The following is a 26,352-nucleotide window of genomic DNA, read 5'->3' as shown; positions in this document are numbered from 1 at the left end:
TCTCCTAACCTTAATCATTTATTTCCTTTATAAGTTCGCTTGCTTTAACCCTTGCTTCTTCCAGTACTTTAATTCCCTTAATGGTAGCAGAATAATATTTGCGTATCTTTCCATCAGTCACCTTCTCGTGTTTTGTGACTAAACCATCCTTTTCCATGGCATGTAAAATAGGGTAGAGGGTGCCGGATGACATGGTATACCCATGCTCCTGGAGTTCCTGTACCATCCACGCGCCATAAATGGGTTCTTCTTTGGCATGATGCAAAATATGAATCTGGATAAAACCAAGAAATAGTTTGCGTAATACTTTATCCTCCAAATAGAATCTCCTCTTCCTTAATATTGAAAATCGATATCGAACTTCTACATTGAAGTTTAGCAGGGAGGGTTGTAACTGTGAAGCGTCTGGAGGAATCTTTACGAATTCTTAACTTTTCACTCTAGAAGAAGCTGCAGCGCTGTAAGTGAATGTCTTTTTAAAACGTTTTAAGGAGTGCTGCAGCATTCATCAAGAGGAGGTACCCGGAAAGTGGACGATAAACTCACGCAAAAAAAGTGACCCTGCATCTGCAAATAAGCAGATACAGGGTCACCCTCTATTCTTTGGCTGCATCGATTAATTAGTAGTCTGTGCTAAACGGACAAGCAGATGCGCAAGCTGATGGCGCTGATCTTTGTCTCCCACTTTCCATAGCTCTTGAAGAAGTTTTTCCTCGCGATTGCGTGGATCTTCGTTTTTGGATAAGTAGTCTCCAACTTTTTCTGCACCTTTAGCGAGTGATTCTTCGCCTAATCCAAGCTTTTCACCTTTAGACACCTGGTCGCCGAGATAGTTTTTAAAGCGGTCAAAATTCTGAAGGATATCTTCTTTTTTTTCATTATCAGTCTGTTGAATCTCTTTTTCTACTTTATTTTCGATACTCATGATAAAACCTCCTGATATTTCTATTTTTGGTTACATTTTATGGTTACCCGGCATGCTAAAAACAAAACCTGACGATGTGCTCTAAAAAGTGTAATATCTTCATAAAGGAAAGTACTTTATAATTCAATAAACTGATTAGGAGAAAGGTAGATACGATGATTATTCAGCTTACCGGCCAGCACGCAAAAGAGTACAGAGAGTTAAGACTGCAGGCTCTTCTGCGAAATCCAGAAGCTTTTGCAGCCAGCTACGAAGAAGAAAAGGAATTATCCATCGAAGCATTTCAAACGCGTTTGGAGCTCCCCGGATTTTTCACATTTGGTGAATGGGTTGATGAAAAACTTGTGGGGACCGTTACACTTATTCCACAGAAAAAGGAAAAACTCCGGCATAAATCAGATATTGTGGCAATGTACGTGGATCCTCAATATAGACAAAAAGGAATTGGCAGAAAGCTAATAGAAAAAGCGATTCAACAAGCGGGTGAAATAAAGGAAGTGGAACAGGTGCTGTTGACTGTAGTGGAATCCAATGCAAATGCGAAAAGGTTATACACTTCGCTGGGATTTAAACCATTTGGCCTGGAAAAAAAGGCGCTTAAACTAAATGGAGTTTATATTGATGAAGAATATATGAAACTCGAAATGAACTAAAACCAAATTCTTGTTCCCATGCCTGATTATTGCTATGTTTAAAGGACACTTTTCAACTAAATGCCATTCTCTACATAAAAAGTCGAATAGGATAAGGGGGGAGATCAATGACAGACGATCGATATTCAAGACAGGAACTCTTTCGTCCTATTGGTGAAGAAGGACAGCAATTAATTAAAAAGAAGCATGTACTGCTTGTCGGAGCAGGAGCTCTTGGTACGGGAAACGCAGAGTCTCTAGTACGCGCGGGAGTGGGCAAGCTCACTATTGTGGACCGCGATTACGTCGAAACCAGCAATCTGCAGCGGCAGCAATTATACAGCGAGCTCGATGCACAAAAAAAGCTGCCTAAAGCTATAGCAGCAAAATACAGACTTGAACAAATCAATCATGCCGTGAAGATAGAGGCGCATGTACTCGATGCCGCCTGGACTGATCTGCTGGAATTAGCAGGTGAAACAGATTTAATCCTGGATGCGACTGATAATTATGAGACACGGCTGATGCTAAACGATGTTTCACATAAACTGGGGATTCCGTGGATTTATGGAGCCTGTGTAGGGAGCAGTGGAATGACGTTTACCATTATCCCGGGCGAGACCCCGTGTTTTCAATGCTTATGGAATAAAATGCCGACTGCTGGCGGACAGACCTGTGATACAGCTGGAATTATCAGTCCGGCGGTAGGAATGGTTGTGTCCTATCAAACAGCGGATGCACTGAAAATATTGGTGGAGGATAAAGAGTCGCTTAGCGGAAAGTTAATTACATTTGATTTATGGCAAAATACACATACAGCCATTCAAGTCCGAAAGCTTAAAAGCAGCAGCTGTCCAACCTGTGGAACTGAGCCGACTTATCCGTATTTATCTGCTGAACATACAATGAAAACAGCGGTACTATGCGGCAGAGACACTGTGCAAATCCGCCCGGCTGTGAAGAAAAATCTTCATCTGCCAGATTTAAATGCAATTTTTACTACGCAAGGACTGCCTGTTCAGTACAATCATTTTTTACTGAGTGTCGAGATGAATGAAAAACGAATGGTGGTCTTTGAAGATGGACGGGTGCTCATTCATGGGACAAACGACGTCGCAGAAGCCAAAAAGATGTACCATAGAATCTTCAGCTGAGAAAAAATCCCTCTGGTCTGTTTACATGGACCAGAAGGGAAATCATTTGCAGAACGTTTCGCCTTTATGTAAGAGGGGAACAGCTGAATAGGAATAATCTTGGACTATCACTGCTTTTGGTCAGGGGCGCTGCTCCATATGCATAGCAGGAAGGGTCTGCCTGTGATAATCTCCATTTTTTCCTCCTGTTTTTTCCTTTAAAAAAGCAGGGCCGATTACCATTCCTTTATCGAGCGCCTTGCACATATCATAAACGGTTAAGGCACAAACGGATGCAGCCGTTAAAGCCTCCATTTCCACACCAGTACCTCCGGTCGTTTTGACCGTTGCAAGTATAAAAAGCTCGAAGCTTTCTTTTTTCTGCTCCCAGCTGAAGGAAATATCAACAGCACTGAGAGAAATAGGGTGGCACATTGGTATAAGAGATGCGGTCTGCTTTGCAGCCATAATGCCGGCTACCTGGGAGACACTTAAAACGTCCCCTTTTTTCATGGTTTGATTCGTAATATTTTGATAGATTTCCTGATTAACCAGTACACTGGTTTGAGCGGCTGCTGAGCGGACTGTATGCGTTTTTTCGGAGATATCCACCATTTTCGCTCTGCCCTGCTCATTAAAATGTGTAAAGTCTGCCATTGGAGCACCTCATTTACTCGTAATATTCGTTATTGTATCATGTCAGTTCAGTTAATCGCAGGTTTAAACAGTGAAGAAGGGAGAGCCGCGCAATGGTTGAAAAAAGAAAGCCTATTCCGGTGGGAGATGCGGTTAGCCGTGTAATCGCACTTGCAGGTTCAGGCAAAACAGAAAAAGTACATATTGAAGAATCATACGGCAGAACCCTTGCTGAGGATATCAAAGCTTTGCATCCCGTTCCGCCTTTTGACCGGTCCCCATACGACGGGTTTGCCATCCGGGCAGAAGATTCAACTCGTGCAACAAGAGAGCACCCTGTCACGTTTACGATTACAGAGACAATCGGTGCCGGCTTTGTCGCTTCAAAAAAAGTAAATGCGTTTGAAGCTGCAAGGATTATGACTGGTGCGAAAATTCCGGACGAATGTGATGCGGTGGTCATGCTCGAATTAACAGCCCAATCCTCGAAGGACGGGCAGGAGAGGATGTCAATCAAAAGGGCCTTTCAAAAAGGGGATAATATCTCGTTTACAGGTGAAGACACAAAAGAGGGTGAGGTGCTCGTTCAGAAAGGAACGAAAATCACACCTGGTGTAGTGGCCGTTCTGGCAACCTTTGGCTATGAGTTTGTGGAGACAGCCAAAAAGCCTTTAATCGGAGTTTTTGCTACCGGCTCTGAGCTGCTTGATGTAAGTGAACAATTGCAGCCAGGCAAAATCCGCAATAGCAATGCCTATATGACAGCTGCACAGATTAGGGCTGCCGGTGGAGAAGTCAAAATGTTTGGAAAGCTGGACGATGATCTTGAAAGCTGCTTTTCATCCATTCAGGAGGCAATAGCCGAGGTAGATATGCTGATTACTACCGGCGGCGTTTCTGTCGGGGATTTTGATTTTCTTCCCGCTATTTACGACAGGCTTGGCGCAGACGTTTTATTCAACAAGATCGCCATGAGGCCCGGCAGTGTCACAACGGTTGCTCATCTTAAAGGGAAATTGCTTTTTGGCTTATCAGGAAACCCCTCCGCTTGCTTTGTCGGTTTCGAGCTGTATGTCAGGCCGGTTATTAATCTTCGTTTATTCAAGGCAAAGCCTCATTTGTTAAAAGTGAAAGCCCGGTTATCAAAGGATTTTCCTAAACCAAATCCTTTTACACGATTTGTCCGCAGCCGGCTTTCTTATGATGAAAGAGGAGTATGGGCCGGTCCGAATGGATTTGACAAGTCAAGTGCAGTCACATCTCTTGCCGGTACAGATTGTTTTATCGTGCTGCCTGGAGGAACAAGGGGCTATGAAGAGGGAGATCACGTGGATGTGCTGCTGCTTGAATCAACTGAAGGCAGTGAATGGCCATGGGAGTAGATTTTCCGATTGTTCAAATCGTTGGCTATCAAAACAGCGGAAAAACCACTGCAGCCCAGCGGCTGATTAAAAGCGCTGCAGAAGCGGGATTCAATCTTGGAACCATTAAGCACCATGGCCATGGCGGTGAGCCTGATGGAACTCTTTCGTCAAAAGACAGCCATAAGCATATGCAGGCTGGTGCAGCCATCAGTGCGGTTGAAGGAGATGGATTATTACAGTTTAGAAACCAAAAAGGGCAATGGACTCTTGCAGAGCTGACGGCTATATACAAAGCCCTTCGTTCAGATGGCATCCTTATTGAAGGCTATAAAAAAGCCCACTATCCGAAAATTGTAATGCTTGGCAAACAGGAAGACGCTTCGCTATTAACGGATCTAACAAATATCGTACTGATCCTTCGCGAGAATACAGTGGAAGTAGAGGACCCATCCATCCCTGTTTTTTTACGAGACGAACATGAAAAATACTGTGGGTGGTTTGTCGATTTTTTAAGGGGGGGAAATTCATGTACAGGATCACTTCTCAGCCGATCGAGGTGGAAGAAGTAACAAAGAAAGTCATTCGTCCTGAGGCAGGAGCCGTTGTGAACTTTATCGGTACCGTCCGGGAGTTTACGAAGGGAAAAAAAACGCTGTCTCTTCAATACGAAGCGTACCCGGAAATGGCAGAAAAACAGTTAAAGAAAATAGGCGATGAAATAAAAGAAAATTGGCCGGACGCCGTCACTGCGATTACGCACCGGACTGGAAAGCTGGCTATTTCAGATATAGCAGTTGTCATTGCAGTCTCAACTCCTCATCGAAAGGATGCCTACTTGGCAAATGAATATGCTATTGAGCGGATCAAACAGATCGTGCCGATATGGAAAAAAGAATATTGGGAAGACGGAGAAGAATGGATAGGGGATCAGCTTGAAAAAACTCCTTATTCAAATGGGGAACCCGGGGAGGTGAAGCCCTCATGATACACATTCAATGTTTTGCACATCTAAGAGAACAGACCGGACAGGATACGATTACCCTTGATCAAACCTCACTTTCTGTGGCAGAACTACTGGCAGAACTTTCTGCACGCTATGCTATTGAGACTGAGTCATTAATGGTCGCCATAAATGAAGAATATGCTGCACCTGAAGACCGGGTATCAGAAAAGGATCGTGTGGCCTTGATTCCTCCGGTCAGCGGCGGGTAAAGGAGAGAAAAAAGTGGCAGGAAAATGTATCGGAGTTATCTTATCGGGCGGGGGTTCTACACGTTTCGGTGAACCGAAAGCGTTTGCTGAAATGAACGGCAAACCATTTTATCAGCATGCAGCAGACGCGCTTTCTCCTTACACAGAAGAAATTTTGATTGTCAGTCATCCTGATTTAAAAGACCGTTTTGAAAATGAAACGGCATATGCTGTTATACAGGATCAGGAGCCTTTTATAGGAAAAGGTCCTTTAGCGGGGATTTATGCAGCAATGCAGCAGAGGGACGCACAGTGGTATTTCGTTCTTGCCTGTGACATGCCATTTTTTGATGCGGAGGCTGCCGGCAAACTATGCAGGCATCTTTCGAACGGTATTCAAGGTGTCATTCCTTGTTCGGAAAACAGGCTGCAGCCCTTGTGTGCGCTTTATCACAGGGATACTCTGCTTCATTTAAAAAACCAATTAGCCTCGGGAAACTACCGCATGATGGAATGGATTGAGCGCTTTCATGCAAAGAATCTGTCAGAAGAAGAGTCAGGTATGAAAAAACAGGCTTTTGAAAACATAAATGATCAACGGGCATTTGAACATCTGAAAAAGAATGAATAGTATTCTTGCATTTTATTGCGTTTGAAATATGTCACAGGCGCTAAAGAAAGGAGATTGAACATGACCGATCCAGTACGGGACGTTTATTCAAGACCTCTTAGAGATATCAGAATATCGGTTACGGATCAATGCAATTTCCGTTGCTCCTACTGTATGCCGGCTGAAATTTTCGGACCGGATTTTGCCTTTCTTCCTAAAGAAGCGTATTTATCTTTTGATGAAATCTGCCAGCTTGTCCGTTCAATGGCAGAGCTTGGCGTGGAAAAAGTCCGCTTAACAGGCGGTGAGCCGCTGCTCAGAAAAGATCTGCATGAGCTGATTGAAAAACTGTATACCATTGATGGGATTCAGGATATAGCCTTGACCACCAATGCCATGATGCTTCCTAAGTATGCAGAAAAGTTAAAAGCAGCAGGACTCCAGCGCGTCAATGTGAGCATGGATGCTATTGAAGAAGACGTATTTAAAAAAATGAATGGAAGAAATGTCAGCACAAAACCGGTTTTAAAAGGAATAGCTGCCGCACTTAATGCCGGTCTTGAGGTAAAGATTAATATGGTCGTGCAAAAAGGTGTGAATGACGACCAGATCATTCCCATGGCACGATATTTTAAAGGCCGGAACATTACGCTCAGATTTATTGAGTTTATGGATGTAGGCAGCACAAATGGCTGGAAATTATCATCTGTTGTAACGAAAAAAGAGATTATTGAGCGTTTAAATGAACAATTCGAGGTAACTCCTCTTGATGAAGCCTATTATGGTGAAGTAGCAAGCCGCTACCGCTATGTCGGCACTACTTCTGAAGTAGGAGTGATTTCTTCCGTTTCAGATTCTTTTTGTTCCACTTGCACGCGTGCAAGAATATCAGCTGACGGAAGATTTTATACATGCTTATTTGCATCCCAAGGCTTTGATTTAAAAGCATTTATGAGAACGGCTTCCTCGTATGAAGAGGTGACAGAGAAAATTGCTCTTCTGTGGAACAAGCGAAAAGACCGTTATTCTGATGAACGGACGGAGGAGACCGCGAAAAACAGAAAGAAAATTGAGATGTCGTATATAGGTGGATAGCCCAAAGGCAGTACGGAATATGTTCCGTCTGTCTTTTTTACCGTTGAAATGCAGAGCGAAATTCAAACTAAAAAAACAAAGTAGGGGGAATGAAAATATGTTGTCAGATCACAGAAAAAAGTCTGCAGGACGTGTCACCTGCAAGGTTATAACCGTCAGTGATACCCGGACAGTAGAAACAGATAAAAGCGGGAAAAAAATAATTGAACTGTTGAAAGAAAATGAACATGAAGTTAAAAGCTATGAAATCGCTGCGGATGAAAAACTTCTGATTCAAAGAGCTGTTCAAAGCGGTATACAGGACCCTGAAATTGATGCAATTCTCTTAAATGGGGGAACAGGATTTTCTAAAAGAGATGTAACGATTGAATCTGTTACCCCTCTTTTAGAAAAAGAATTAATCGGGTTTGGAGAAATTTTTCGCTACTTAAGCTATGCAGAAGATATCGGTTCAGCTGCCATCTTATCGAGAGCTGTCGCCGGAACTGTAAAGGAAACAGTAATCTTTGCGATGCCGGGCTCAACGGGTGCAGTAAAGCTTGCAATGAACAAATTGATTTTACTTGAAATCGGTCATATTGTGATGGAAATTAATAAGCAGTGAGAGTGGTCAACTCCTAAAGGAATCGGAAAATTACGACAGAATCGGACCCAGTTACGTTTTAACTTATTGCTTTAGGGTAGCAAAGTAAAAAGACTGTTTTTTCAACTAAATTGCGAGGAGAGATGATCGTGCCGGATCAGAAGAGAGTCAGTATTAATGGGAAAGATGTTCATGTCGGTCAAGACCAAACCGTTCTTCAGGCGCTGACAGAGCAATCCATTGAAGTGCCGCAGGTTTGCTATCATCCAAGTCTGGGCCCTATTGAAACATGCGATACCTGTATTGTGCAGGTCAACGGGGAATTTGTCCGCTCCTGTTCTACGTCATTAAATGAGGGAGATGTAGTAGACACCGAACATAAGGATGTAAAAGAAGCTCAAGTGATCGGCATGGACCGCATTTTAAAAAATCATGAACTATACTGCACGGTTTGTGACTATAACAACGGAAGCTGCGAAATACATAATACAGTCAAAGATATGAAAATTAATCACCAAAGCATGCCGTTTGAAGAAAAACCATTTGAAGTAGATGATTCCAACCCGTTTTACCGCTATGATCCAGATCAATGCATCCTGTGCGGCCGCTGTGTGGAAGCCTGTCAGGATGTTCAGGTAACAGAAACGCTGACAATCGACTGGAATTTAAAAAAGCCCCGCGTTATTTGGGACAAGGACTCCAAAATAAATGAATCCTCCTGTGTTTCCTGCGGACATTGCTCTACTGTTTGTCCATGTAATGCCATGATGGAAAAGGGAATGGAAGGGGAAGCTGGTTTCCTCACAGGAATCGCTAAAAAGACTCTTCGTCCAATGATCGAAATAACCAAAAATGTAGAAACAGGCTACGGCTCCATTCTGGCGATTTCTGATATGGAATCTGCCATGCGTGATGAGAGAATTAAAAAGACAAAAACGGTTTGTACGTATTGCGGTGTAGGCTGCAGCTTTGATGTCTGGACAAAGGACCGCCAGATTTTAAAAGTGGAGCCTCAGGCTGAAGCACCTGCCAATGGCATCTCGACTTGTGTTAAAGGGAAATTTGGCTGGGATTTTGTCAACAGTGAAGAACGCATCACGAAGCCGCTGATCCGTGAAGGAGATGCTTTCCGTGAAGCTGAATGGGAGGAAGCTCTCCAGCTTATTACGTCTAAGTTCTCTCAGGCAAAACAGGAGCATGGACCTGACTCGATGGCCTTCATCTCTTCTTCCAAGTGTACGAATGAAGAATCATATGTTATGCAAAAGCTTGCCCGTTCCGTTATTGGAACCAATAATGTGGACAATTGCTCCCGTTATTGTCAAACTCCTGCAACCATGGGGCTTTTCAGAACAGTCGGCCACGGTGGAGATTCTGGATCCATCACGGATATTGAAAAAGCAGAACTCGTTCTCATTGTAGGGTCGAATACTGCTGAATCCCACCCCGTTCTTGCTACACGAGTTAAGCGCTCACACAAATTAAAAGGACAGAAACTGTTTGTCGCAGATCTCAGAAAGCATGAAATGGCAGACCGCGCAGATCTCTTTATCCAGCCGAAGTCAGGTACGGATATTGTATGGCTTTCTGCCGTGACCAAATACATCGTGGATCAGGGCTGGGCTGATAAAACCTTCCTTGAAAACCGGGTTAACGGTCTTCAGGAGTATGTTGCCAGCTTAGAAAAATACACAATGGAGTATGCGGCAGAGGCTACAGGGATCGATAAAGAAACCCTGATCTTTATGGCTGAACAAATCGTGGAGGTAAAAACGGTTTCTGTTTTATGGGCCATGGGCGTTACGCAGCATCTTGGAGGAAGCGATACCAGTACAGCGATATCCAACCTTCTGCTGATTACAGGCAATTACGGGAAGCCCGGCGCTGGAAGCTATCCACTTCGCGGCCATAATAACGTTCAAGGTGCCAGCGACTTTGGCAGCATGCCTGATCGTTTTCCGGGCTATGAAAAAGTTACAGATGATGCTGTTCGTGCAAAATATGAAGAAAAATGGGGAGGACCTTTACCATCCGAACCAGGTTTAAATAACCACGAGATGATTGCCGCAGTCCACTCCGGTGATTTAAAAATGATGTATTTAAAAGGCGAGGACATGGGCATGGTGGATTCAAACTTAAACTATGTTCACGAGGCCTTTGAAAAACTTGATTTCTTTGTTGTCCAGGATATTTTCCTTTCCAAAACAGCCGAATTTGCAGATGTCGTGCTGCCGGCCAGTCCAAGCTTTGAAAAAGAAGGCACGTTTACTAATACCGAAAGAAGAATCCAGCGTTTGTATCAGGTGATGAATCCATTAGGAGACTCAAAACCGGACTGGAAAATTATTCAGGAAATTGCAAACCGTCTGGGAGGAGATTGGACCTTTAATCATCCGAGCGAAATTATGGCAGAGGCAGCTTCTCTTTCTCCGCTATATGCTGGAGTAACCTATGAGCGTCTTGAAGGCTATAAGAGTCTTCAATGGCCTGTGGCTGCTGATGGCACAGATTCGCCGCTTTTATTCACAGAGGACTTCCCATTTCCGGATGGCAAAGCACGATTATTCCCTGTTGAATGGACCAAGCCGCTTGATTTCGATCAGGAATACGATATTCACGTAAACAATGGCCGTTTACTGGAGCATTTCCATGAAGGCAATATGACGTATAAATCAAAAGGCATCACCTCTAAAACACCAAAAGCATTTTTGGAGGTATCACCTGAGCTTGCAAAAGAAAGAGGGCTTGAGGATGGCACACTCGTCCGCCTCACTTCCCCGTACGGTCATGTAAAGGTAGAGTGTCTGATTACGGACCGCGTGAAAGGAAAAGAAGTTTACCTGCCAATGAATGATTCAGGAGAAGCGGCGATCAACTTCTTAACAAGCAGTCATGCAGATAAAGACACGGATACTCCGGCTTATAAGGAAATCAGTGCAAAGCTTGAGATTCTCAGACCAAAAGGGGAAAGCCCATTGCCGAGAATTAACCACCGAAACGGCAATCCCCAGCCTCAAATTGGTGTTCAAGTGGAAGAAAAATGGAAGCGTAAGGATTACATCTTCCCTGGTGATCTGGTGAAGATTAAGAAGGAGTCGAGTTACCGTGGCTAAAGCAACGAAGGTCATTCACCGTCTTCAGATAAGTGAAGAAGAGCTCCGGAAAAGTGAACTGGAATCAATTGAAAGCATGCTTCTGGCCAATAAAGAGGCGATTCAGGAAACATTTAAAATCCTGAATCACCTCCAGGACCGGGGGATTTTAGAAATGGGAACCGCGCTCCTCTCCCAGGGAGACAAGGTAATGGATATTCTGGTTAAAACAGCGGATTCTCCTGAAACAACCAACACGCTCAAAAACCTTCTGCTGATGCTTGGAACATTGGGAACATTGAATGTTCAGCAGCTAGAGCCATTAATTTTAAAAGTAAATACCGGTATCGCACGCATTTCAGAACTATCTGAGGAAGATGAGAAGGGCGGTTACTTCACCCTTCTCCGGTCATTAACTGATCCGGACGTAAAAAGAGCGATGGCCGTGGGCATTACCTTTTTAAAAGGAATTGGTGAAAAGCAGGATGACCTGGAGCGCACAACCAAAACGCCTGAGGATCAGCAGCGTGAACAAAATAATCAGGATGAATCGGACGGAGTTCAAAGAAAGGTTGGAAACGAACCGACCAGCATCCCATCAGATAAGAGTCATGACAGCAAGGGCAAGGAAGCAGAACGTACTGGCAGGAAGGGCTGGCTGATCGCAGCAGCAGGAGTATCGCTGCTCTCCATCCCTCTGACACTTGCTATTAAAAAGAAAGACCTAGTAAAAAAATAAGGCAGCAGAATCCCTTAGGGCATAGAAAAACCATGCCTTAAGGGGATGTAATTCATATCTGATCAAATGACAATGAGGCCCTCAGGCTGAAAGGAGCACAACAATGGCGAAGACAAAAAATCGGTGGCTGATTGCAGCAGCAGCTGTGGGCATTCACATTTCTATTGGTTCAGTTTATTCCTGGAGTGTATTTTCAAATCCACTTACAGAAAAACATGGATGGTCCTCAAGCGAAGTAGCACTTACTTTTAGTATAGCAATCTTATTTTTAGGTTTATCTGCTGCATTTATGGGACATTTTGTGGAGAAGCACGGTCCCAAAAAATCTGGAATTGTAGCCACTATCTTGTTTGGAATAGGTATGATTGGAGCCGGTTTCGCGGATAGTATTGGCAATCTATATCTCTTATACTTCTTCTATGGAGCACTTGGAGGGATGGGGCTTGGCATAGGGTACATAACGCCGGTTTCCACATTAGTAAAATGGTTCCCAGACCGCAGAGGATTAGCGACAGGTCTTGCCATTATGGGTTTTGGGTTTGCCTCACTAATTGCAAGTCCAATCATTGAAGCGCTGATAAATAGCATAGGAATCTCGAACACTTTCTTTCTTTTAGGTACCGTCTATTTTGTTCTGATGTTTAGTTCATCTCTGTATTTAGCCCCGCCACCTAAGAATTTCCTTCCTAAAGGGATGACGAAAGAAGAGCTGGAGGAAAAAACAACAGATAAAAAAACGGGCGACTTATCGCAGCTTACTGCAAATGAAGCAGTAAAAACCATGCGGTTCTGGGCTCTTTGGTTTATGCTGTTTATTAATGTTACTTGCGGAATCGCTATTATCGCTGTAGCCTCTCCTATGGCACAGGACGTAGCGGGGATGACGGCTGGAGCAGCTGCCCTTATGGTTGGGATTATGGGTCTGTTTAATGGCTTTGGACGGATTGGATGGGCATCTGTATCGGATTATATCGGCCGGCCGAATGTCTATACTACATTTTTCGTTCTTCAGACCGCAGCATTTTTTATCCTGCCAAATGTAACAAATGCGATCATTTTTCAGATATTAATCTTTGTTATTTTATCCTGTTACGGCGGCGGATTCGCCTCTATTCCCGCTTACATTGGCGATTTATTCGGCACAAAGCAGCTTGGCGCTATTCACGGCTACATCCTCACTGCGTGGGCAGCAGCAGGGCTTGTGGGACCAAGTGTTGTAACGCGGATTGAAGAAGCGACAAACAGCTACCAGCTCACCATGTATATTTTCGCAGGTGCGTTTGTAGTGGCCCTTGCCGTATCCCTATTAATTCGTTTAAATATTAAAAAGATACGCGATTCCAATAATAAATCAGCTGCAGCAAGCTAAAAGAGGCTGGGACAAAAACCTTGAAAATTGAAGTAGTAGTTATCAATCGTATGAAGAGAGCAGAAGGCGACGGCTCCAGCAGCAGATGACAGCAGTTCTTGCCATGCAAAAGTGCAAGCTGCCGACACTGTGGAACGCGTCTGTCTGAAGCCAAACGAACCGGTCATAGAGCCTGAGACACTTTGTCCCAGGCTCTTTCTTAAGAATACCGTAAAGGAGAATGAATATGAAAGAGCCTGTTACGTTAAACAGGAAGGTATTGAAAATTAAGAATGGGATAGCAGAATGGGTGGCAGATAATGTAGCCACTGAACAGGCTGTCACCATTAAGCTAAATGGAGAAGAATTTGTGACTATGGTGTGCACACCGGAATTCATAGAGGATATGACGGTCGGTTATCTGGCATCAGAAGGGATCATCCGATCTTTCGATGATATTAAAAGCCTTCGTCTGGATGAAACGAACGGGTTTGTGCATATCGAAAGCGACCGGATCAATCCTTTATATGAAGGTCTGCAAAATAAAAGATACCTTACCTCCTGCTGCGGCGGAAGCAGACAGGGGTTTGTCTTTGCAAGTGATGCCATGTCTGCAAAAAAAATGGTGGACCGAAACGTGAAGTTAACACCTGAAGATTGCTGCAAACTGATGAATGAAATGCAGGAGAGTGCGGGTGTATTTAAACAAACGGGTGGTGTTCACAATGCAGCTTTATGTGACACAGATGGAATAGTCCTGAGCCGAATGGATATCGGCAGACATAATGCGCTCGATAAAATCTACGGGTATTGTATGAAAAATAATATTTCGGTCAGGGATAAAGTGATTGTCTTCAGCGGCAGACTTTCCTCTGAAATATTACTGAAAGTAGCAAAGATTGGCTGTGAAATGGTTTTATCCAAGTCAGCCCCCACACAAAGAGCACTTGAACTCGCAGAGGAGCTTCAAATTACAGCAGTGGGATTTATACGCGGACAGTCTATGAATGTATATACGTATCCTGAACGAATCATCCTTGATGAAGACTGACAGTCAGATTAGCAGACTCATCAAAAAAATGTCTAATGACCCTGGTCGGTTCATTAGACATTCCTGTATAAGCGATAAATGGTTGGCAAGCTGCCTTTAATTCGTCTCAGACAGCTTGATTTCATCGTGGTCAATCGACTGAACATTATTCGCAAAAATCAGTCGCGTTCTGAAACGATAGGAGGCATGATTTTCACATTTTGCCAGAGTAGGCGGAAGGGTATAAGAAAAAGGAATCTTAGTCCAATCCTTATCGTCAATGACTTTAGACATGTAAATCGTCGTAGCCACTTCAATCATTTTTTCTGTACCGCTCTCCTTATCGAGCAGCATTAAATCACACTCAAGGCGTGACACTTTCTTCTTGCTCTTCGGTCCTTTTAAAAGAAATTCCCCTGTTATTTTTTCCCCGGGAATCATAGCATTATGATTTAAAATTAAATCAACTTTTCCTTTATCTCTGTAAATCCATTTTTTTAACGTAGTAATCATGGAAGCAATCCCATCCTTTATAGTAAAACGTATTTTTTAATCAGCAGCTCTGGTATTAGATACGCGCCAGATAGAAAAAAAGTTTCATATGTTCTAAGCAATGTCTCCTCCAGGAGTATTGCTGAGTGAACTGCCGCTTTTTAATTGTCGGAACTTTACGTAGAAAACATACGTCATAACGAAGGACAATACACCAAAAACCACAACCATCAGCTGGAGACCGATCATATCAAGCAAAAATCCTGTCAGCAGCAAGACTACCTGAAAGATCAGGCGGTCGAGCATGTTTCTGAATGAAAAGAAACGTCCGTGAAATTCCTTTGGAACACGGGTTTGAAAAATTGTGGCAGCGGTTGGGAAAAAGCAGCCGACTGAAAAGCCGAAAACAATAAACGCAACGATCGTCATAAATGGGATGTCCGCAAAATAAAGAAGGAATTGGGAAATCCCTATTATAAATGAAAATGTAAACAAAATGGCGTATGGAGAAAATTTATCCCCGAGCTTTTTAATATAAAAGGCACCGGCCATAAACGATATTCCTTCTGCTGTATAAATCCATCCTTTAATGGAAGCACTGTCCTGAATCTCACTTATATTAATAACCATTAAATTGAAGCCGCCGATAAACAGCAGTGGAATTAAAGTGAGCACCAATGTCATTAGGACAATAGGCAATCCTTTAATAATAGGGAAAACATCTTTAAAACCAGTGTTTAATTTTTTTGCTTCTTCCGGTAATGGCTTGGTGTGTTTTTCGTCAAATTTCAAAAGCCAGGTGACACCAAAGAGCAAGGCATAAGCAGCAAGGGACAGTACATATATCATAGACAGGGACATGATTGTAAGAAAGATTCCTGCAATCGCTGTTCCCAGAACACGGGAAAGTGTCGAGACGTTCATATGAATACCGTTCAGCTGAAGAAGCTGCTGTTCCTTTACAACAAGAGGGATCGCTGCCTGAAGAGCCGGAAAATAAAAAGCGGCGGACATTTGAATAAAGACAAGAAATACAACCATCCACCACACAGAGCCGGTTTCAATAGCAATAAGCATGAAAATAACACTAACGGACCGCACCAATCCTGATGCAAGCATTACCGTTTTTTTCTTCATCTGATCGGTAATTCTTCCAGCGAGCGGACCGATCGCAACACCTGCCAAAAGCCCTGCTGCTAAAATGACTGCTTTTAAAAAGTCAGAAGGAATCTTTTCCTGCATAAATTCCAAATTACCGATAATTCCAAGCCAGAGACCCACACCGGCAATAAATTCACCCGTCAGCAGAATCCAGACATTACGATTACGTATCATGACTTTACCCTCTCATTCGTTTAGCTACCCATTAGTATGATTCAATTTAGGTTCATTGTCTATGAATTCTGTCACTCAGTCCGTTAGAGCAGTAGAGAAAATAGAAAATAAAAAAGTTTAAATTCTCCATTTATTGAATTTCGTGATAAAATCTAACTATCAACAAAACTTCTATAAGCAGTACACCCAGCTTTTAAAGGAGAGAACCACATGGATAGAGACAAGTCATTATTCGAATATTTAAAAGAACATTCTGAAAAAATATCAGAAGACTGGTATGAAACAATAGAAGAAGAAGATCCTGATGCGGTATATGCCTCAAAAAACCCTGCCGTTATAAAGGGGCTTAAGAAACAGAATCTTGAATTTAACTATCTGGTCAACCGGATTTTTAATAATGAAGAAGAATACTTTTATACAGAAATTAAAAAATGGGCGAAGTCTATAGCTGAAGATAGAGAGCATCAAAAAACCCCTATACATAAAATTATCAGAGAGTTTATGAGGGTAAGAAATTTGTATCTTTCTTATATTAGAGAGTATACCTGTAAAAGCAACGATCAGGTTTCTTTAGAACGAATGGAGGAATGGCGTGATCGAATGACAAGAGCGGTTGACCATGCCCTCACATTGTTCGTTGAAGAAACATTTTTGTTATCCGAACGGCAAATCAGGTCTCAAAAAGACATGATCAATGAATTAAGCTCACCTGTCATTGTACTCCATAAAGGAGCGGCTCTGCTTCCATTAATCGGTGATATTGATACAGAGAGAGCCAGGATTATTATGGACAGCACATTATTTCAATGTATGGAAAAACAAGTGACCCATTTATTCCTGGATTTATCCGGTGTTTTAATTATTGATACAATGGTTGCCCAGCAGCTTTCCCATTTAATGACCGGTCTAAAGCTGATTGGCGTCGAAACCACGATCTCCGGCATCCGTCCTGAAATCGCCCAGACCTCTGTTCAATTGGGTATACGGTTTGAAGAGGGGACGATCAAGTCTACACTTGCCCATGCCATTTCCGAGACCATCTCAAGCCTGTAAGGGTTCAAGGCTCTTAAAGCATGGAAAAAGGACAAGCAGGAACCAATAAGAAATCTGAGTCAAGTATGTTATACTTTTTTAAATCGAGCAGCAGGAGGAATTTCCATGGATGCGATTAAGAAGATCGGAACTTTTATTGTAGAGGAAAGCTACCATTTAGCTGAGAAAATGAATGAGGATTTAGATAAAGACTTTGTTCGCTCGAGTGTTAAAGAAGAAGAAATCATTGAGTTGAACCAATGGCGGGCCGAATTTATTAAGCATCTTGGTGAGGCAGTCCGGACAAATTCGCCTCAATCCGTTTGGGACGAAGCTGAAGAATGGGCAAGACTTTCAGGAGAAGCGGCTGTTTCCCGTGGAGTTCATTTGGATGATGCAATGACTACACTGACCTCATGGCGAACGGTTATTTGGACTGCCATCAAGGAAAATCTGGAAGAGATTGCACTTTCACCTGAGCAGGTGATCGATATCAGCTTAATTATGAATCCTATTATTGATCATGCAGGTCAGGTTTTTAGTCTTGCTTATGTGAAAAACTATCAGGAAAGTATTAAAAAATCTCAAAGCACGGTACTTGAATATTCGGTTCCAGTTGTGGGATTATCCAATGATGTTGCGATTTTGCCATTGATCGGAGAGCTGGATGATGAACGGGCAAAAATATTAAAAGAGGTTGCACTTCATAAATGTCTTGAACTGCGTAATTCTACTTTAATTCTTGATTTATCCGGCGTGCCGATGGTCGATACAATGGTTGCCAATGAACTTTCACAGGTCATTGACTCGTTAAAATTAATCGGTGTCAATACCGTTCTCACAGGTCTTCGTCCTGAAATTGCGCAAGCAGTCGTTGAAATTGGCATCAAATTTGAAGGAATGACCATAAAGAAAAACCTGAAAAGTGCGATTGAGGAACTGCAAAATAAGCATAGCTTCTAAACAGCCTCCTGACTTCCCCAATAGGGAAGCAGGAGTTTTTTTATTCAGCAGTCAGTTTAAAAGCAGTCTTTAACTAGTTCAAATAGGCGATTCTTTCCTATTTTCTGAATACTCGTTATACTTACTATATACATTCCAGTGTGCGAGGAGGAAAATGGGTGAACGAAAAAACAGAAGAATGCCATCCGCTGCTGAAGGCTCAATCCATCACCTTAAGACCTATTTTAAAGATGGATGTTCCTTTATTAACGAAGTGGCTGTCAAATCCTGATGTATTACACTTTTATGAAGGACGGGACCGTTTGTTTAATGAAGAGGAAATTTTGCGGAAGTTTTTTAGAGAACTTGGAAATGAAGCAAAATGCATCATTGAATATAACGACTGCAGGATAGGTTATCTGCAGTTTTATGAGCTTGATAGCGGAACGAAGAGTTCTTATGGATATTTTAATGAAGAATTGATTGTTGGCATGGATCAGTATATTGGAGAAACGCATTACTGGAATAAGGGAATCGGCACCGGGATCATAGAGGCAGTCTCTGACTATCTTTTTTTACATAAGCGTGCTGATCGAGTAGTAATGGACCCTCATGTCAGCAACTTGCGCGCGCTGCATGTATATGAAAAATGCGGCTTTCAAAAAGTGAAGCTGTTGGAAAGGCATGAATGGCATGAAGGGGAATATCGAGATTGCTGGTTAATGGAAAAAAGACGGTCAGAAAATGGATAAACTACGGATAGTAAAAGAAAAAGAAATAAAACTAATCGGATTTCGCGTTCTGTGTGAGGGTGAAAAGTATCCGGAAAAAATTTCAAAAGCTGCAGCTGAATTAAAGAAGAGAGCAAATGAAATTCAAAATACAATAGCAGGACAGCAGCAAATCGGAGCTTTTGTGGTAAATGAACAATCAATAGAAGAGGATGGGTACTGGATCGGTATGAGAGTGTCAGCGTTTTCGAAGATTCCAGACGGGATGATCACAAAAGAAATACCTCCTCAGACCTACGCTTCGATCCTGCATAGAGGGAGTTCACAAAACATACGAAAGACATACGAAACCGCTCATCAATGGATCGAAGCACGAGGCTTAACGCGCCTGACCCAAAATTGGCATATAGAAAAATACCACGCAGTTCAAGACGGCGGGCAATTGGAAGTGGAACTTTTAAATACGATTGAAGACCCGGGAAATATAAAATAGCATTGATAGGGAGCTGGCAGGCATGGTTTCAGAAAATACGTACAATAAAGAAGAGTTTGCTTCGTTTGATCAATATTTTGAAGAAGAAATGGAAAAGGTGAATGAACAGCTGGACCAGGAAGTGTTAATTGCCATGGTTGGGGATGTTAATGCAGGAAAATCTTCTGCGATTAATAAATTGATTGGAGATGACGTTGCAGAGGTTGGTGCAAAGCCGGGGGAGACGAAGAATGTCAAACGCTATCAGTATCGTGACCGGATTTTTTTCGTGGATACCCCCGGTCTGGATGACATCGTACGGGAGCATTCAGAGGCAACGATAAAATTTTACAAAGAAGCAGACATTGTTTTGTTTTTTCTTAATGCAGCCGGAACTGTGCTGTCTGAAGGAGAAAGAAAGTCCCTGGCAGAAGTAGAGAAAATGAACTCTAACGTCCTAATCGTACTGAATAAAATTGATGCTGCTGACGAAATTCCTGAAATAGTGAGCTATATAAAAAAACATACCAACAAAAAGCATGCTGTCATTCCGGTCTCTTCTAAAACAGGAGAAAATATAGATGATCTGCGCAACAAAATGCTGGACTTGCTTAAAAAGAAAAAAAAAGACATTCTATTCGCAAAAAGTATAAAAGCAAAATCTTCAACCGCAAATAAATGGATTCTTGGCGCAAGCGGCTCCGCAGCTGCCATTGGAGCCTCGCCGCTGCCAGGCGCTGATATTATTCCCATTACGGCCATACAGGTTGGAATGATGGTGAAGCTAGCTGCACTCTACGAGAAGCCCCTATCTAAAGAACGCGCCAAGGAACTGGCGATCGCTACGGCGGCAGGAAATATAGGGAAAAGTGTATTCAGACAAATCGTAAAGACCTTCCCTGGAGTAGGGTCTGCTGCAGCGGCGAGCGTTGCCGGCACGATGACATTTTCACTAGGTCATGCAATGAAGTACGCTTACGAAAATAATATTGACCTGGACGCAGCTGCCCTAAAATCCATCTATGAGATGCTCGTTAATAAAAAAGAGAGCAAAGTGTAATATACCCGAAATTTAACTGCTTTTGCACGAGCCTGGGACCCATATGTCTCAGGTTTTTTTGTGAGTTCACTGACCCCTAAATGGACACGCTGATACCATGATAGGTCTCCTTTTTACCGCCTATCCGCCGCTGCCTGCTACGATCCTGCCTCTATTTAAGAACTTTTCAGCTATACTTCAGTATCTATTCGAAAAAATTTACATAACTAAGGGCCTGGCGGGAAACCCCTTCCCTTTCTTGTTAATAACTGTTTCAAAAGTAATGAAATCAGAAGAGATATAGGTTTAAAATACTATTATTTTATATATACTATTGTCCTATTTATTTGTTATAATTAGCCTTAGCAAATCATTTGATTTTTTTGGGGGGAACAGCTATTTTTTCATCGCTGGAATATCACCATTTTAATTTACTTTATATACTATTAACTATTTTTTTTTCGATGGGAAGCTGTATTGCAGGTATTGAGATAAGCAGAAGAGTTAAAGAAGCAACAGTCAGTAAGCAGAGGCGATTAATTTCAGGCTCTCTTTTCCTGGGACTGACATTTTGGCTTACCTATTTGTTCATGGCAGCCTCTGTGGATCTTCCTTTTTCCGTTTCAAATTATCCTATGTATATGGTTATGTACTATGTGCTTGTCACTGCCGCTTCCTATATAGCTTTATCAATGGCACAATTTGAAATAAGAAAAAAGATTCATTATATCGCTGTCAGTATGATTATTACCCTTTGTATTATTGGTGCGGATTCTTTAGGATTTTATATTTTGTTTAATGAGTTAATTGATGTGACACCCATTTTTTTAGTTGTCACCATTCTATTAACCCTGGGGACGTCTTTATCCCTTTTTCGCTTTCTTATTCAAATTACAAACGAACAATTCTCCGAAGTAGCTTATAAATGGAAGTTTTTCGGCTGCTGTTTAGCGGGTATAGCTCTTGCGGGCATTCCTTATATCATTCTGGTGAGTTTAGTGAATTTTGAAACGTTGAATGAAACTGCGTCAGAACCTTATTTATTTTTAGCCCCATTTATTTTTGTGATTGGTGCAAACCTTCTTCTTATGCTGGTTCCGGATATATATGGGGATCAGATCCTGCTGAGAAATACAAATTCGGTCCAGTCTTTATTTAATCATAATCCTTTGGCGGTGTTTTCAATTGATCTGACAGGGAAAATAATCGATGTTAACGAACAGGCAGCGGCGTTATCAGGATTTTCAAAGCAAGAGCTGCTGCGCATGTCAGTGCGGGACTTTTTCAGCAGCCCTCAAAAAGAAAAGATAAGACCCAATGTAAGTTCAATTGTAAACGGTAAAACGACAAATATTGAAACACAGATTACTAAAAAAAGCGGAGAAAAAGCTTATGTGAGAATAACTGCTACACGTACGATTATGAATGGAAAATTAATCGGTGTATTTGGAATTGTAGAGGATATTACGGACAGTAAAAATTCTGAAAAGACAATTGAATATCTGGCTTATCATGATGAATTAACCGGGCTGCCTAACAGAAGATTGGTGAAACACAAGATAAAAACTCATTTTGATTTAAACGCACCCTATGATTTACTGGTGATTGATTTTGATCGATTTAAAAGAATTAACGACACCTTTGGCCATTCATTCGGAGATCAATTGCTCGTTGAAATCAGCGAAAAGCTTATGCATTTCACTAAAGGAAACCGTTCATTACTGGCAAGATTAAGTGGAGACGAGTTTTTAATCGTGACAAATGAAGCAAATGGCAAAGAACTCTCGAACTTGATCGTAAATGGGTTTAAAAAGCCTATGACGATTAATGGGATCGAAATTGTGCTAAGTGCCAGCATAGGAATCGCTTCTTATCCACTGCACACAGAAAATGGAGAAGATATTCATATCTATGCAGACCTCGCCATGCGTGAATCAAAATCAAGAGGAGGAAATTGCTGGACAGAATATCAAACCGATTTTGCAGCAGTTTCTGAAAGTAAACTAAGTCTGGAGCACGATCTAAGAAAGGCTATTGAACAGCATGATTTGGTTGTTTACTACCAGCCTAAGTATAAGCTCATGGATTCAGCCATTACAGGAGCTGAGGCACTTTTAAGATGGAATCATCACGACCGTGGTTTTATATCGCCTGGCGTGTTTATCCCCATCGCAGAAGAAACGAAGCTGATTGTTTCTCTCGAACGATATGTGATTAGCAAAGTATGCAGACAGTTATCCCAGTGGAAGAACCAGGCCATAAACCTGGAAAGAGTATCGATCAATCTGTCCATTGAAAGTATTTTTCAGGAAGACTTTATTGATTTCATTTTAAAAACGCTAAAGGAATATGAAATTGAAGGATCCTCACTTGAATTTGAGATAACAGAAAGAATCGTAATGAAAAATGAGGAGTATGTAAACAGCACCCTGCAGAAAATGAGAAGTCTCGGGATTGAGATCAGCATTGATGATTTTGGAACAGGCTACAGCTCTCTCAGCTATTTGCACAAAATGCATGTGGATATTCTTAAAATTGATCAGTCATTCATTCATCATATTTCCACAAATAAAGCGATTATATCTGCTGTGCTTTCCATGGCGAAAAGTCTTGACCTGAAGGTGATTGCTGAAGGGGTCGAAACAAAAGAGCAGCTTGACCTGCTGAAGCGATTAGGCTGTGAAGAGGCACAGGGTTTTTACTTTTCCAGACCGGTTCCAACAGACGAGTTTGAGCAATTAATTCAGCCCGGCCGTGCGGTTTCTTAGAAACGGCAACGTCAATTTCAGATAGGTGATTAGATGAAAATAAATGGAAGAATTGCGACGATTCTGCTGACTGTTGTGATTCAAACTGTCTATGTACTTTATTACTTTATTAAAACGGGCGCTGTTGACCCGATCGGGTGGGTGGGATACCCCGTTCTAGGGGCTGTAGCCTATTTAACAGGTCTCCAGCATGATAAGGCGGTCTACTATGCTGAAAAAGATCCGTTGACCAATTTATATAACCGTCGTGCTATATTAAAAAAGATTGAGAAAAGAAGAAAAAACAGTTCGTTTCCCTATTTTGTGCTGATGATTGATTGCGACAATTTCAAACAAATCAATGACAGTCTTGGGCATGCAGCGGGAGACCGCATGCTTGAACAGACAGCGAATAAAATTACTCAGTCGCTGGAGGCAAAAGACCTGGCAGGAAGATGGGGAGGCGATGAGTTTATCATTGTTGGAGAAGCTTCAGGAATTGGGGAGTGCCGTAAAAAGGCAGAAGAATATATACGTAAACTTTCGATGCCGTCAAGCAATCAGGATCTCCCCGTTTTTTCGATAGGGTCAGCCATAGGCGAGCCGGGAGATTCGTTTGAAAAAATCGTGATTTCTGCAGATCGCGTCATGTATGAGAAGAAAAATGAACAAAAAAAGTCAGTTTTCCGTGAGCAATAATAGAATGAATCGTTTTAATGATCCGGAATATTTCCTTGACTTTTTAATGGCCTCTGGAATAGTATGAAATTAATGAAAAAACGAAAGGGTGAAGCGGGTCGATGTGGAACTAATCCTATTTTTAGAAAAACAATCGGATAAAAGATGCGTCAGAGTAGAGGGAGAAGTGTGTTCTCTTAAGCTGACAACTTTTTATCGTTCGTTTTCTGAATAGGACCGGTCCATGCACAGAACCCGTGGAAAAAGGGAGAGGTTTCTTTCTTTTTGCCGTTGTTCACCCATGCCCCCTGTTCGGAATTCGAACAGGGGGCTTTTTTGTCCCCATAATACTAAAATGGGGATGATATCATGTTGCTATTAGAAGCAAATAAACTTAAAAAATCAGTAAAAGATGTATTATTATTTGAGGCGGAACAGCTGCGGATTTATCGCGGTGATCGTATTGGCCTGACAGGACGTAATGGGAGCGGAAAAACAAGTCTTTTGTCGATTTTATCAGGGCACGCGAAAGCTGAAAGCGGCAGCATTATAAGCGATGCTTCGTGTCATCTCCTCCCGCAATTAAAGCGAACGGATACCACGAAAAGCGGCGGAGAAATTACACAGGAATATATTAATTATGCCTTATCTGTAAAAACAGATATACTTTTCGCAGATGAACCGACCACAAATCTTGATATGACAAGGCTTGCACACCTTGAACAGCAGCTGAATCGGTTTCAGGGAGCTTTAGTGCTGGTCTCTCATGACCGTAAGTTTCTGGATGCACTCTGCACGAAAATTTGGGAAATTGATGATCAGAAAATTAAAGAGTATAAAGGAAACTACACAGCATACGCCGCGTTAAAAGAGCAGGAGAAAAGGCAGCATGAAGAGGCGTATGATCAATATGTTAAAAAGAAAAAGCAGCTTGAAGAAGCGATTCGAAAAAAAGAGTTAAGGGCTGAAAGGGCAACGGTAAAACCAAAGGATGGAGGGGTACAGGCTACGAACTCCAAGCCTTACTTTGCCAAGAAACAAAAAAAGCTGCAAAAAACAGCAAGTACGCTCGAGACGAAGATCGAACAAATGGAAGAGGTTGAAAAGCCCCGGCACCATGCTCCTATAAAAATGAATCTGCCGAATGAAGAAGCGATTACCAACAGAAATGTTGTGACTGTTGACTCCTATGAACAATGGGCAGGCAGCAGGCTTCTTTACCGAACATCCCCTTTCCGAATCAGGGGAGGAGAAAAGATCGCGATCATTGGGGAAAATGGCAGCGGTAAAACGACCTTTCTTCGCAGTTTGATGGGCACAGAGCCTGAGGCATCGTTTTCACCCTCAGTAAAAGCCGGTTATTTTAGCCAAAACCTTGATATTTTAAAGAGGGACCAAACCATCCTTGAAAATGTAATGGAATCATCCGTCCATCCTCAGGATTTAATTCGTACGGTACTCGCCCGTCTTCATTTCTACAAAGATGAAGTCTTCAAGCCAATTCATGTATTGAGCGGAGGAGAACGTGTTAAAGCAGCCTTCGCCAAAGTTTTTTTGAGTGATTTGAATCTGCTGATTTTAGATGAACCGACGAATTATCTGGATATAGAAGCGGTAGAGGCGCTGGAGGAGCTTTTGATCGACTTTAGCGGCACCGTATTGTTTGTTTCTCATGACCGGCGCCTGATTGAAAAGGTGGCGGAAAAAGTAGTGGTAATAAAAGACAGTGAACTTTCACTGTTCGAGGGCGGCTATGATGAATACCAAAATGCACGTCCAAAAGCTGCTGCCGAGCGTGATTTGACCGAGGACGAACGAATGAAGCTGGAAATGAGAATATCAGAAGTTTTAAGCAGACTTAGTCTGAATCCCAGTGAGGAGCTGGATCAGGAATTTAAAAAGCTTCTCGAATTAAAAAAACAGCTAAAGTAGACGGTCTACTTCACACGCTTCGTACCCGTGGCGTAAAAATGTCGAAAATAAGGAAAGAGGATAAAATGCTGCATTTAAAATCTATCGATAAACATAACTGGGAAGATACGTTGAATTTGACTTTGAATGAAGAACAGAAAAAATCGATTGCACCGAATGTGTACTCGCTCGCACAAGTTCAGTTTCTCGACATGGCAGTTGCCAAGGGTATCTATCTTGATACCAGAATGATCGGGTTTGCTGTGTACGGCATTGATGAGGACGATGGAGAATGCTGGATCTACCGGCTGATGATAGACAAAAATTTTCAGGGTAAAGGATATGGGAAGCAAGCGGTTCATTTACTGATTGATGAGTTTGAGACGATTAAAGCAGAACATCACCAGTATATCTATATCTCGTATGAACCGGAGAATAATGGTGCACGTTTTACGTATAAGAACTGCGGGTTTGTGGAGACAGACTTGTTTGTGGATGGAGAACAGGTCGCTAAATACGCAGTAAAAAATAAAGAACAGAAAGGGTTTAAAAATACCACACAGGGTATTGAAGGTGTAAAGGCAAAATAAAAGGA

26 protein-coding genes and 1 pseudogene are annotated in these 26,352 nt (G+C 42.2%); 22 read left to right on the top strand and 5 right to left on the bottom strand.

Translation table 11 applies throughout. The annotated features are described in order from the left end of the window. Positions 1-10 precede the first annotated feature (10 nt). Together P6709_RS09055 and P6709_RS09050 are read right to left on the bottom strand one after the other, a co-directional pair. Positions 11-319 carry a PadR family transcriptional regulator gene (locus tag P6709_RS09055; protein WP_278240596.1) on the bottom strand — a complete coding sequence of 103 codons (309 nt, stop codon included), beginning with the start codon at positions 317-319 and terminating at the stop codon, positions 11-13. A gap of 297 nt (positions 320-616) precedes the next feature. Next, complete coding sequence (locus P6709_RS09050) at positions 617-925, bottom strand: DUF3243 domain-containing protein (protein ID WP_278240595.1); 309 nt, start codon at positions 923-925, stop codon at positions 617-619. Between the two features lie 155 nt (positions 926-1,080). On the opposite strand from P6709_RS09050, the gene P6709_RS09045 reads away from it, so the two are divergent. Next, the gene (locus tag P6709_RS09045) at positions 1,081-1,578 is read left to right on the top strand and encodes a GNAT family N-acetyltransferase (protein WP_278240594.1); all 498 of its coding nucleotides are present in this window, start codon (positions 1,081-1,083) and stop codon (positions 1,576-1,578) included. Positions 1,579-1,685: 107 nt separating this feature from the next. Continuing rightward, positions 1,686-2,711, top strand: coding sequence for a ThiF family adenylyltransferase (locus P6709_RS09040; protein WP_278240593.1), 1,026 nt, complete (start codon positions 1,686-1,688; stop codon positions 2,709-2,711). Positions 2,712-2,831: 120 nt separating this feature from the next. On the opposite strand, the gene moaC is transcribed toward P6709_RS09040, so the two are convergent. Further along, positions 2,832-3,347 (bottom strand): cyclic pyranopterin monophosphate synthase MoaC, encoded by a 516-nt coding sequence (gene moaC, locus P6709_RS09035; RefSeq protein ID WP_278240592.1) that lies wholly within the window; start codon positions 3,345-3,347, stop codon positions 2,832-2,834. A gap of 92 nt (positions 3,348-3,439) precedes the next feature. Between moaC and P6709_RS09030 the strand changes: the two genes are divergently transcribed. The 11 genes and pseudogenes from P6709_RS09030 (at position 3,440) to fdhD (ending at position 14,399) form a co-directional block, all read left to right on the top strand. Continuing rightward, entirely contained in the window at positions 3,440-4,708 is a 1,269-nt protein-coding gene (locus P6709_RS09030; RefSeq protein WP_278240591.1) for a molybdopterin molybdotransferase MoeA, read from the top strand. Next, on the top strand, positions 4,693-5,259 hold the full coding sequence (mobB, locus tag P6709_RS09025) for a molybdopterin-guanine dinucleotide biosynthesis protein B (protein WP_278240590.1): 567 nt from the start codon (positions 4,693-4,695) through the stop codon (positions 5,257-5,259). The genes P6709_RS09030 and mobB overlap by 16 nt, the downstream gene beginning before the upstream one ends. Then, the gene (locus tag P6709_RS09020) at positions 5,217-5,675 is read left to right on the top strand and encodes a molybdenum cofactor biosynthesis protein MoaE (protein ID WP_278240589.1); all 459 of its coding nucleotides are present in this window, start codon (positions 5,217-5,219) and stop codon (positions 5,673-5,675) included. Before mobB ends, P6709_RS09020 begins: the two co-directional genes overlap by 43 nt. Further along, the gene (moaD, locus tag P6709_RS09015; protein ID WP_278240588.1) at positions 5,672-5,902 is read left to right on the top strand and encodes a molybdopterin converting factor subunit 1; all 231 of its coding nucleotides are present in this window, start codon (positions 5,672-5,674) and stop codon (positions 5,900-5,902) included. The genes P6709_RS09020 and moaD overlap by 4 nt, the downstream gene beginning before the upstream one ends. Positions 5,903-5,915: 13 nt before the next feature. After that, positions 5,916-6,512: a molybdenum cofactor guanylyltransferase gene (gene mobA / locus P6709_RS09010; protein WP_278240587.1), complete on the top strand. Its 597-nt coding sequence runs from the start codon at positions 5,916-5,918 to the stop codon at positions 6,510-6,512. Between the two features lie 60 nt (positions 6,513-6,572). Continuing rightward, the gene (gene moaA / locus P6709_RS09005) at positions 6,573-7,586 is read left to right on the top strand and encodes a GTP 3',8-cyclase MoaA (protein WP_278240586.1); all 1,014 of its coding nucleotides are present in this window, start codon (positions 6,573-6,575) and stop codon (positions 7,584-7,586) included. A 97-nt stretch (positions 7,587-7,683) separates the two neighbouring features. Next, positions 7,684-8,190, top strand: a complete 507-nt coding sequence (locus tag P6709_RS09000) for a MogA/MoaB family molybdenum cofactor biosynthesis protein (protein ID WP_278240585.1) — start codon at positions 7,684-7,686, stop codon at positions 8,188-8,190. A 128-nt stretch (positions 8,191-8,318) separates the two neighbouring features. Further along, a complete protein-coding gene (fdhF, locus tag P6709_RS08995) occupies positions 8,319-11,282 on the top strand; it encodes a formate dehydrogenase subunit alpha (RefSeq protein ID WP_278240584.1) in 2,964 nt (987 codons plus the stop codon). Then, positions 11,275-11,817 (top strand): annotated as a pseudogene (locus P6709_RS08990) (DUF1641 domain-containing protein); the annotation flags it as partial. The gene fdhF and the pseudogene P6709_RS08990, both read left to right, overlap by 8 nt. Before the next feature lie 286 nt (positions 11,818-12,103). Then, positions 12,104-13,369, top strand: coding sequence for an L-lactate MFS transporter (locus P6709_RS08985; RefSeq protein ID WP_278240583.1), 1,266 nt, complete (start codon positions 12,104-12,106; stop codon positions 13,367-13,369). 226 nt (positions 13,370-13,595) lie between these two features. Next, a complete protein-coding gene (gene fdhD / locus P6709_RS08980) occupies positions 13,596-14,399 on the top strand; it encodes a formate dehydrogenase accessory sulfurtransferase FdhD (RefSeq protein WP_336618995.1) in 804 nt (267 codons plus the stop codon). Between the two features lie 96 nt (positions 14,400-14,495). On the opposite strand, the gene P6709_RS08975 is transcribed toward fdhD, so the two are convergent. After that, positions 14,496-14,891: a sporulation protein gene (locus tag P6709_RS08975; RefSeq protein ID WP_278240581.1), complete on the bottom strand. Its 396-nt coding sequence runs from the start codon at positions 14,889-14,891 to the stop codon at positions 14,496-14,498. 93 nt (positions 14,892-14,984) lie between these two features. Beyond that, entirely contained in the window at positions 14,985-16,205 is a 1,221-nt protein-coding gene (locus P6709_RS08970) for an MFS transporter (RefSeq protein WP_278240580.1), read from the bottom strand. A 210-nt stretch (positions 16,206-16,415) separates the two neighbouring features. Between P6709_RS08970 and P6709_RS08965 the strand changes: the two genes are divergently transcribed. The 9 genes from P6709_RS08965 (at position 16,416) to P6709_RS08925 (ending at position 26,347) form a co-directional block, all read left to right on the top strand. Next, positions 16,416-17,258: an STAS domain-containing protein gene (locus tag P6709_RS08965; RefSeq protein WP_278240579.1), complete on the top strand. Its 843-nt coding sequence runs from the start codon at positions 16,416-16,418 to the stop codon at positions 17,256-17,258. Positions 17,259-17,363: 105 nt separating this feature from the next. Continuing rightward, positions 17,364-18,200, top strand: coding sequence for an STAS domain-containing protein (locus tag P6709_RS08960; RefSeq protein WP_278240578.1), 837 nt, complete (start codon positions 17,364-17,366; stop codon positions 18,198-18,200). A 158-nt stretch (positions 18,201-18,358) separates the two neighbouring features. Further along, the gene (locus P6709_RS08955) at positions 18,359-18,931 is read left to right on the top strand and encodes a GNAT family N-acetyltransferase (RefSeq protein WP_278240577.1); all 573 of its coding nucleotides are present in this window, start codon (positions 18,359-18,361) and stop codon (positions 18,929-18,931) included. Beyond that, positions 18,924-19,403: a GyrI-like domain-containing protein gene (locus tag P6709_RS08950; RefSeq protein WP_278240576.1), complete on the top strand. Its 480-nt coding sequence runs from the start codon at positions 18,924-18,926 to the stop codon at positions 19,401-19,403. Before P6709_RS08955 ends, P6709_RS08950 begins: the two co-directional genes overlap by 8 nt. Positions 19,404-19,425: 22 nt before the next feature. After that, positions 19,426-20,442 carry a GTPase gene (locus P6709_RS08945; protein WP_278240575.1) on the top strand — a complete coding sequence of 339 codons (1,017 nt, stop codon included), beginning with the start codon at positions 19,426-19,428 and terminating at the stop codon, positions 20,440-20,442. Positions 20,443-20,885: 443 nt separating this feature from the next. Further along, positions 20,886-23,189 (top strand): sensor domain-containing protein, encoded by a 2,304-nt coding sequence (locus tag P6709_RS08940; RefSeq protein WP_278240574.1) that lies wholly within the window; start codon positions 20,886-20,888, stop codon positions 23,187-23,189. 33 nt (positions 23,190-23,222) lie between these two features. Further along, positions 23,223-23,867, top strand: coding sequence for a GGDEF domain-containing protein (locus tag P6709_RS08935; RefSeq protein ID WP_278240573.1), 645 nt, complete (start codon positions 23,223-23,225; stop codon positions 23,865-23,867). Between the two features lie 348 nt (positions 23,868-24,215). After that, positions 24,216-25,778, top strand: coding sequence for a ribosomal protection-like ABC-F family protein (gene abc-f / locus P6709_RS08930; protein WP_278240572.1), 1,563 nt, complete (start codon positions 24,216-24,218; stop codon positions 25,776-25,778). Between the two features lie 65 nt (positions 25,779-25,843). After that, on the top strand, positions 25,844-26,347 hold the full coding sequence (locus P6709_RS08925) for a GNAT family N-acetyltransferase (RefSeq protein ID WP_278240571.1): 504 nt from the start codon (positions 25,844-25,846) through the stop codon (positions 26,345-26,347). The last annotated feature ends 5 nt before the right edge of the window (positions 26,348-26,352 follow it).

The sequence above is a fragment of the Jeotgalibacillus sp. ET6 genome, assembly GCF_029667115.1.
Taxonomy (GTDB): domain Bacteria; phylum Bacillota; class Bacilli; order Bacillales; family Jeotgalibacillaceae; genus Jeotgalibacillus.
The sequence above is the reverse complement of the archived record's forward strand: the minus strand, read 5'-3'. Positions and strand labels throughout refer to the sequence as shown.